Source organism: Kitasatospora sp. NPDC048722 (genome assembly GCF_040650235.1).
Taxonomy (GTDB): domain Bacteria; phylum Actinomycetota; class Actinomycetes; order Streptomycetales; family Streptomycetaceae; genus Kitasatospora.
This window is the reverse complement of the sequence record NZ_JBEZGX010000123.1, coordinates 1-7,707: the sequence shown is the minus strand read 5'-3', so window position 1 is coordinate 7,707 and position 7,707 is coordinate 1. Positions and strand designations below refer to the sequence as shown.

Annotated in this window: 9 protein-coding genes; 6 read left to right on the top strand and 3 right to left on the bottom strand. The window is 73.1% G+C overall.

Going from position 1 to position 7,707, the window contains the following annotated elements; all coding sequences use genetic code 11:
• The 4 genes from ptsP to AB0C76_RS40730 form a co-directional block, all read left to right on the top strand.
• Positions 1-1,539 (top strand): phosphoenolpyruvate--protein phosphotransferase (gene ptsP / locus AB0C76_RS40745; RefSeq protein ID WP_359975662.1); only part of this gene is annotated, 1,539 nt, incomplete at its 5' end.
• A 310-nt stretch (positions 1,540-1,849) separates the two neighbouring features.
• Positions 1,850-2,200, top strand: coding sequence for a hypothetical protein (locus AB0C76_RS40740; protein WP_359975659.1), 351 nt, complete (start codon positions 1,850-1,852; stop codon positions 2,198-2,200).
• A 202-nt stretch (positions 2,201-2,402) separates the two neighbouring features.
• Positions 2,403-2,993: a carbonic anhydrase gene (locus AB0C76_RS40735; protein ID WP_359975656.1), complete on the top strand. Its 591-nt coding sequence runs from the start codon at positions 2,403-2,405 to the stop codon at positions 2,991-2,993.
• Between the two features lie 32 nt (positions 2,994-3,025).
• Complete coding sequence (locus tag AB0C76_RS40730; protein ID WP_359975653.1) at positions 3,026-4,501, top strand: SulP family inorganic anion transporter; 1,476 nt, start codon at positions 3,026-3,028, stop codon at positions 4,499-4,501.
• A gap of 224 nt (positions 4,502-4,725) precedes the next feature.
• On the opposite strand, the gene AB0C76_RS40725 is transcribed toward AB0C76_RS40730, so the two are convergent.
• Positions 4,726-4,977: a hypothetical protein gene (locus AB0C76_RS40725; RefSeq protein ID WP_359975650.1), complete on the bottom strand. Its 252-nt coding sequence runs from the start codon at positions 4,975-4,977 to the stop codon at positions 4,726-4,728.
• A 278-nt stretch (positions 4,978-5,255) separates the two neighbouring features.
• On the opposite strand from AB0C76_RS40725, the gene AB0C76_RS40720 reads away from it, so the two are divergent.
• On the top strand, positions 5,256-5,423 hold the full coding sequence (locus AB0C76_RS40720; RefSeq protein WP_359975647.1) for a hypothetical protein: 168 nt from the start codon (positions 5,256-5,258) through the stop codon (positions 5,421-5,423).
• A gap of 57 nt (positions 5,424-5,480) precedes the next feature.
• Here the strand turns inward: AB0C76_RS40720 and AB0C76_RS40715 are convergent, their stop codons facing one another.
• Positions 5,481-5,726, bottom strand: coding sequence for a hypothetical protein (locus AB0C76_RS40715; protein ID WP_359975644.1), 246 nt, complete (start codon positions 5,724-5,726; stop codon positions 5,481-5,483).
• Positions 5,727-5,779: 53 nt separating this feature from the next.
• Positions 5,780-6,271, bottom strand: a complete 492-nt coding sequence (locus AB0C76_RS40710) for a DUF5994 family protein (protein ID WP_359975641.1) — start codon at positions 6,269-6,271, stop codon at positions 5,780-5,782.
• Positions 6,272-6,536: 265 nt separating this feature from the next.
• Between AB0C76_RS40710 and dnaK the strand changes: the two genes are divergently transcribed.
• Positions 6,537-7,707: molecular chaperone DnaK (gene dnaK / locus AB0C76_RS40705; protein WP_359975638.1), on the top strand; the 1,171-nt coding region annotated here is incomplete at its 3' end.

Here is a 7,707-nt window from a genome sequence, read left to right as displayed (position 1 = left end):
ATCCCCGACCGCGCGTGGACGAGGTTCACGGTCGCCGCCGACCTCGACGAGCGCGCCGCCCGCGCGAGCGGCACCGGCTCCGAGGTGCTCACGGCCCAGGCCATGATGGCCGCCGACCCGGCCCTGGCCGACCGCGCGGCCGCTCTCGCCGAGCAGGGCACCGACGGCGCCCACGCACTCGCCGACGCCTTCGACGGCTTCCGCGCCGCACTGGTCGCCGCCGGCGGGTACTTCGCGGAACGCGCCGCGGACCTGGACGACCTGCGCGACCGCGCGGTGGCCCACCTCCTGGGCCTGCCCGCGCCCGGCCTGCCCGATCCCGGGCACCCGTACGTCCTGGTCGCCGACGACCTGGCCCCCGCCGACACCGCCCTGCTCGATCCCGAACGGGTACGTGCCCTCGTCACCGTCCGCGGCGGACCGACCAGCCACACGGCCATCCTCGCCAAGGCGCTCGGCGTGCCCGCCGTGGTCGGCTGCGCCGACGCCGCGGAACTGGAGGACGGCCGACGGGTCCTGGTGCACGGCGCGGACGGCGTGATCGAGCTGGACCCGAGTCCGGAGGCGGTCGGGCGGGCCGCCGAGCGCGAGCGCCGACGCCGCGACCTGCTGGCCGGGTTCCGAGGACCGGGCCGGACCGCGGACGGCCACCCGGTCGCACTGCTGGTCAACCTCGGTGCGCCGCACGAGCTGGCCGGCGCGGCCGCCGCCGACGCCGAGGGCGTGGGCCTGTTCCGCACCGAGTTCCTCTTCCTGGACCGCGCCGAGGCACCGGACCGCGCCGAACAGGCCGCCGCCTACCGGCAGGTCTTCGCGGCCTTCGCCGGCCGCCGGGTCGTCGTCCGCACGCTGGACGCGGGCGCGGACAAGCCGCTGCCCTTCGCCACCGCCGCCGACGAGGAGAACCCGGCCCTCGGCGTCCGCGGCCTGCGCACGGCCGCCCGCGATCCGCAGCTCCTGGAGACCCAGCTCGCCGCGATCGCCGAGGCAGCCGAGGACGGCGCCGCACAGGTCTGGGTCATGGCCCCGATGGTGTCCGTCCCGCGCGAGGCCGCCGAGTTCGCCGCCCGGGTCCGCGCGCACGGCCTGCCGCTGGCCGGAGCGATGATCGAGGTCCCGGCGGCCGCGCTGCGGACCGATCGGCTGGCCGAGGTCTGCGACTTCTTCAGTGTCGGCACCAACGACCTGGCCCAGTACACCTTCGCGGCCGACCGGACGCTCGGCAGCCTCGCCGGGCTGCTGGACCCGTGGCAGCCGGCACTCCTCGCGCTGGTCGCCACCGCCGCCCGATCGGCGGCCGAGCACGGGCGTCCGATCGGCGTCTGCGGAGAGGCCGCGGCAGACCCGGCCCTCGCCCTGGTCCTGGTCGGCCTCGGGATCACCAGCCTGTCCGCCGCGCCCGCCTCACTCCCCGAAGTACGGGCGGCGCTGGCCTCCCACACCCTCGCGGAGTGCCGCCAACTCGCGGAGCTGGCCCTGCTCGCCGACGACGCCGCGACCGCGCGCAGCTCGGTCCGGTCGGCCATGAGGGGACGCTGACCCCACTCACCGGCGGCGGTCCGCCCCGCGCCCGGTGCCGGGCGCGGGGCGGACCGCCGTGGAGGCACCCGGGATCCCGTTCCAGCAGGGCGGCAAATGCGAATACCCGGACTATCGGATTCCGGTCAGAAAAGGGTGAGGAATTCGTGATGGGCCATGTCGAATACCGCCGCGGTCGCGCCCCGTTCTCACTCATCCGGCAATACTGATTCACGCATTGTTCACCGGCCTCGCGGAACTCGCCCCCTTTCACGATCGTCATCCTCGACAGGAGTTCAAGAAAAAGCCAAAGGCGGGGAAGGAATCGGCAATGTCCATGGTCGGGAGAGTCGTCGGCGCCGTCGCCGTAGCCCTCCTGGCCGTGCTGGGCGTACTGGTGCTGTCCCAGTCCACGGCCGCTCTCCTCCGGGAGGACGGCTGCCCACGGGTCGTCGCGCAGGCGAAACTCGCCGAGGACGCGCCGGCCCCCAAGACCGTGCCCGGCCTCTGCTGGACCCGGCCCCGGAACGTCGAAGTCCCGGAGCGCCGACCCGAGTTGACCTCCGTCCTCTCCGATGGAGCGCCCTCCCCCGAGCCCGCCTCGCCGGCCGGCGGCCCCGACGCACCGTACTGGGCACGCAGACAGCCCAGAGTGGCGGTCCTCCAGGTGTTCCGCTGCTGATCGGCGCCGACCGCGCCCGCACGCTCACCGGCGGCACGGACACCCACACGTCCACGCCACCGCGCGTCACGGCAGTTCGCGAGGGTCCGCGGCAGTGCTGTCCCTGCCATCACCGTCGCACTGCGCGCCGCCTCCGCACCGAGCGGGCACGGTCCCGAAGTCTCCATCCCCACAAGACTTCCGAAGGGCCCGAGGCACCGACATGCAAGCATTCATCGACCACGCCCGCACCTTCCACCGCCGCGCCGCACAGGCCGCCGACGACTTCGAGCGGCTCGCGGCCGGCCAGAACCCGCAGGCCCTGTTCATCACCTGCTCCGACTCCCGCATCATCCCGTCCGCCGTCACCGGCGCCCGACCCGGCGACCTCTTCGAGATGCGGACCGCCGGCAACATCGTCCCGCCGTACCGGCCGCGCGTGCCGTCGGCCGAGGCCGCGACCATCGAGTACGCGGTCGAGGTTCTGGGCGTCGCGGACATCGTGGTGTGCGGCCACTCCCACTGCGGCGCCGTGGGCGCCGTCGTGCGCGGCGACGACCTCACCGGTGTGCCCGCGGTGCGGGACTGGCTCGCCGAGGGCGCCGAGCTGACGCCCGGCCAGGAGCCGGACCACGACCTCGCCGGCCCCGTGCAGCGCCACGTCCTGGACCAGCTGGCGAAGCTGCGCACCCATCCGAGCGTCGCACGCCGCGTCGACACGGGCCTCCTCGCACTGCACGGCTGGTTCTACGAGGTGCACACCGGCGCGGTCCTCACCCACCGCCCCGGCACCGACGCCTTCCTGCCGCTGTGACGCCGCGGCCCGCCACTGACGAACCTCCACGGATGAGGGCTCCCATGCGCTTTCCCACGCTCAAGTACGACATCACCGCTTCGCTCGTCGTGTTCCTCGTCGCCCTGCCGCTGTGCGTGGGCGTCGCCGTCGCCTCGGGCGTGCCCGCCGAACTCGGCCTGATCACCGGCATCGTCGGCGGCCTGGTCACCGGCGTGCTGCCCGGCAGCAGTCTCCAGGTCAGTGGCCCTGCGGCCGGGTTGACCGTCCTGGTCGCCGAGACCGTGCAGCGGTTCGGACTGCCCGCGCTCGGCGTCGTCGTCGCCGCAACGGGCCTGCTCCAGCTGCTGCTCGGTGCACTGCGCTGGGGCCGGTGGTTCCGCGCGATCTCCGTCGCCGTGGTCGAGGGCATGCTGGCCGGCATCGGGCTGGTCATCATCGCCGGCCAGCTCTACGCGATGGCCGACAGGCCCGCGCCCGCGAGCGGCGTCGACAAGCTCCTCGGACTGCCCGGCCTCCTGTCCCGGCTCGGCTCCTCACCCGCCGCCCTCCACTCCTTCGCGATCGGCGCCGGCACCATCGCCGTCATCGTGCTGTGGCAGCGGCTTCCGGCCAGGGCGCGGGTCGTCCCGGGCGCGCTGGTGGCCGTCCTGCTCGCCACCGGCGCCGCCTGGCTGCTGAGCGGCCCGGTGAAGAAGGTCGAGGTCAAGGGCCTTCTGGAAGCCATCCAGCCGCCCGGCGCCGGCGTTCTCGACCAGTTCACCCCCGCGCTGGTCATCACGATCGTGGCCTTCACGCTCGTCGCCTCGGCCGAGAGCCTCTTCAGCGCGGCGGCCGTCGACCGGATCCACGACGGGCCGCGCACCGACTACGACAAGGAGCTCATCGCCCAGGGCGCGGGCAACGCGCTCTGCGGTGCCCTCGGCGCCCTGCCGATGACCGCGGTCATCGTCCGAAGCGCCACCAACGTCCAGGCCGGCGCCCGGACCAAGGCGTCCCGCGTGCTGCACGGCGTGTGGCTGCTGCTCTTCGCCGCGCTGCTCCCGGCAGCCCTCGCCGTCATCCCCGTGGCGGCCCTCGCGGGCGTGCTCGTCCACGCCGGGTTCAAGCTGCTGCCGTTCAAGCAGCTCGGGCCGCTGTGGCGCGAGCACCGCTCGGAGGCACTCGTCCTCGCCGCCACCGCCGTCGCCATCGTCACGGTCAACATGTTCGAGGGCGTGCTGATCGGCCTGGGCCTGTCGATCCTCAAGAGCGCCTGGGAGACGTCCCGCCTGCACGTGGAGACGGACGAGCGGACCGACGGCGTCGTCCGGGTCCGTCTGACGGGCAACGCCACCTTCCTCCGGCTGCCCAAACTCCTCGACGCCCTGGAAGCACTGCCCGCCGACCGCGTCGTCGAGCTGGACCTGACCGGGCTCCGGCACCTCGACCACGCCTGCCAGAGCGCGCTGACCACCTGGGCCGAGCGCCACAACGCCCACGCCCCCGAAGCCGTGCGGCTGATCCCCGCCCTGGCCGGTCCGACCTGATCCGGTCTCGCAGGACGTGCCGCCGCACCGGGGTTCCGGTGCGGCAGCACGTCGTTCGGCCACCTATCGCGCCCCCTCGGACCACGGGCGCGCCGCTGCCCGGATCCGCACGGCCCACACGTCCGGTCGTCGTCACCCCGACGGTCACCGCCACACCGGCGGCACCGACCCTCACCCCGGCACGTAGCGCGCCGCCGGTCATGGTGCCGACGACGCCGGGAGCGTCACTCGCGTGACCATTCGGCCTCGGCCTGCGGCCGGCCGTCGACATCGGCCCCTTCCCAGAGGCGGACCCTGATCGCCCGGGGGCCGGGCGCGGGCCGGGAGAGCGTGCGCACGAACACGTCCCGCAGGTGGTTGGCCGCCCGCTGCGGCGGCCCGTCGTACTCCAGCGGATCCTGCATGGGAGCGCCGTCCTGCCGGGACCAGCGGCCGTCGTCGTCCTGCGTCTCCAGAAGCCATCGGTAGTGCCCCATCCTGGCCTCCCGTGCCGCCGTACCCGCCCCCGGACACGACGGTATGGGCGGCGCCGGCCCACCGCGACCGGTGGACGCCGCCCGCACTGCGTCCCGGCCTGCCGGTCGCTCCGGCGATCACGCCGCCGAAGGGGAACACAGCCCACGGGAATGCGGCCGTCAGGTTTTGCCCCCGCCGTGGCCGCCCATACGCAGGGTGCGGGCCCCGGCCCACCCCGCGTACGGGCGGGCCGCCGGTGGCCCCGGACAGACTCGGAGGAGACCGAAGGGGACCAAAGATGGCACTCGTACTTTTCCTGATCATCGTGGCGATCGTGCTCGGGCTGGTCGGCGTCGTCGCCAAGGGCCTGCTCTACCTGCTGTTCATCGGCATCGTCGTACTGGTCGTCGCGCTGGCCCTCTCCGCCGTCCGGCTCCGGCGCGGAGGCCGGTCCGCGCACCGTTGAACAACCGGGCAACCGCCGTCGGGTGCGTTCCCGCGGTTCGCCCTGAGCGGATCGCCGTCAGTACTCGGCGCCGCTTCGCAGGTAGCTGCCCACGACCTGGAGCCACGCCCCGGGGCCGAAGCAGACCTCGATCCGGTACGGCGTGTCCTCGAAGACCCTCAGGACGCGCAGCGCGCCACTCGGATGCAGGTCGTACTCGAAGGTGACGCCGTCCGCGCCGTCCTCGTACTGCATGTCCAACGGCCCCTTCGACGGCTCCGCCGGCGCCCGGGCTTCGGCCGAGAGCTTCACGTAGACGGACATCTCTCCGTCCCGCCTTTCCTGTCTGCCCGAGGACCCTGGCGCAGAGGCCGCCCTCAGGACTCCTCGCCCGGCGGGTCGGCGCCGATGCCGGTGGCGACGAGGATCTGCCGCGCCGAGTCGGTCCCGCCGGCCGCGACCGCGCGTGCCATCGCGGCCAGGGCCGTCTCCCGGCTCGCCTGCGGGGGGACGACGAGCAGGCTGAAGTGGTCGCGGTCGCCCCGCGTGACGATCACCGTGTCGTCACCGACGGGGTACCGGTCGATGTGCACCGACCGGCCGTCGACGACCAGCCGGGCCGGCGCGTCGTCCCAGGCGTCGACGTCCAGCCCGACGCTCGCCACAGGACCGAGGTGTTCGGTCAACGCCCTGACCAGACCAGGAAGTTCGGCGCCGACGTCCCGTGAACGCGGCCACCACGCACCGTCGAGCACACCCTCACGGGACTGTGTGGTCTCCAGGCGCAACACGACCGCCCCCGGCTTCGCGGCCTGCCGGAACCCGTCCGGCAGAAGTCCCGGAGGCACCGCACCGGTTTCGTCAGACATGGCTCGCCACCTGTCCGTGAACGCGCGCCAACCCAACCGAACGAGGGCCGACCACTGGGGAGCGACGGGGCCGGGCCGCCCCGATATCCCCACGGTACTCCGCCCGCACCGAGCCGGTCCGGCCGGCCAGGAGAGCCGGCCGGAGCGGTCCGGCGCGGGCCCCGCCGACGGACTCCCGCCGGCTTGACACCGGGCCACCCAGGTTTTACGAGTAGGGAGGAGGGGGGTTGGCCCTGGAACCGCTCGCGCGGGAGGAGGCCCCGAGATGGCTCGCTCCGTCGGTATCGATCTGGGCACCACGAACTCCGTCGTCTGTGTCCTGGAGGGCGGCGAGCCCACCGTCATCCCCAACGCGGAGGGCGCCCGCACCACCCCGTCGGTCGTGGCGTTCTCCAAGGTGGGCGACGTGCTGGTCGGCGAAGTCGCCAAACGCCAGGCCGTCACGAACGTGGACCGCACCGCCCGCTCCGTCAAGCGCCACATGGGCGACCCGCACTGGCGCTTCCCCGACACCGGCGACATCGGAGGAAAGCGGTACACCGCGCAGGAGATCTCCGCCCGCGTACTTCAGAAGCTCAAGCGCGACGCCGAGGCCTACCTCGGCGAGGACGTCACCGACGCCGTCGTCACCGTCCCCGCCTACTTCAACGACTCCCAGCGCACCGCCACCAAGGAAGCCGGGGAGATCGCCGGCCTGAAGGTGCTGCGCATCGTCAACGAGCCGACCGCCGCGGCGCTCGCCTACGGACTGGACAAGGAGAATGACCAGACCATCCTGGTCTTCGACCTCGGCGGCGGCACCTTCGACGTCTCCCTGCTGGAGATCGGCGAGGGCGTCGTGGAGGTGAAGGCCACCAACGGCGACACCCACCTCGGCGGCGACGACTGGGACCAGAAGATCGTCGACCACCTCGTCCAGCAGTTCAGGAACGGCTACGGCATCGACCTGTCGGCGGACAAGATGGCCGCGCAGCGGCTGCGCGAAGCCGCCGAGAAGGCCAAGATCGAGCTGTCCTCGATGAGCGAGACGACGATCAACCTGCCCTACGTCACGGCGTCCGCCGAGGGCCCGCTGCACCTGGACGAGACGCTCACCCGCGCCCAGTTCCAGCAGCTGACCGCCGACCTGCTGGAACGCTGCAAGACCCCGTTCCACCAGGCCGTGAAGGACGCCGGGATCGAGGTGTCCGGCATCGACCACGTCATCCTCGTCGGCGGCTCGACCCGCATGCCGGCCGTCTCCGGCCTGGTGAAGGAGCTGACCGGCAAGGACCCGCACAAGGGCGTCAACCCGGACGAGGTCGTCGCCATCGGTGCCTCCCTGCAGGCCGGTGTCCTCAGGGGCGAGGTCAAGGACGTCCTGCTGCTCGACGTCACCCCGCTGTCCCTCGGCATCGAGACCAAGGGCGGCATCATGACCAAGCTGATCGAGCGCA

Excerpts from the sequence above, each read along its gene's own strand:
- AB0C76_RS40740 (WP_359975659.1), top strand. The coding sequence starts at position 1,850 with ATGTCCATGGTCGGGAGAGTCGTCGGCGCCGTCGCCGTAGCCCTCCTG.
- AB0C76_RS40735 (WP_359975656.1), top strand. The coding sequence starts at position 2,403 with ATGCAAGCATTCATCGACCACGCCCGCACCTTCCACCGCCGCGCCGCA.
- AB0C76_RS40730 (WP_359975653.1), top strand. The coding sequence starts at position 3,026 with ATGAGGGCTCCCATGCGCTTTCCCACGCTCAAGTACGACATCACCGCT.
- AB0C76_RS40725 (WP_359975650.1), bottom strand. The coding sequence starts at position 4,977 with ATGGGGCACTACCGATGGCTTCTGGAGACGCAGGACGACGACGGCCGC.
- AB0C76_RS40720 (WP_359975647.1), top strand. The coding sequence starts at position 5,256 with ATGGCACTCGTACTTTTCCTGATCATCGTGGCGATCGTGCTCGGGCTG.
- AB0C76_RS40715 (WP_359975644.1), bottom strand. The coding sequence starts at position 5,726 with ATGTCCGTCTACGTGAAGCTCTCGGCCGAAGCCCGGGCGCCGGCGGAG.
- AB0C76_RS40710 (WP_359975641.1), bottom strand. The coding sequence starts at position 6,271 with ATGTCTGACGAAACCGGTGCGGTGCCTCCGGGACTTCTGCCGGACGGG.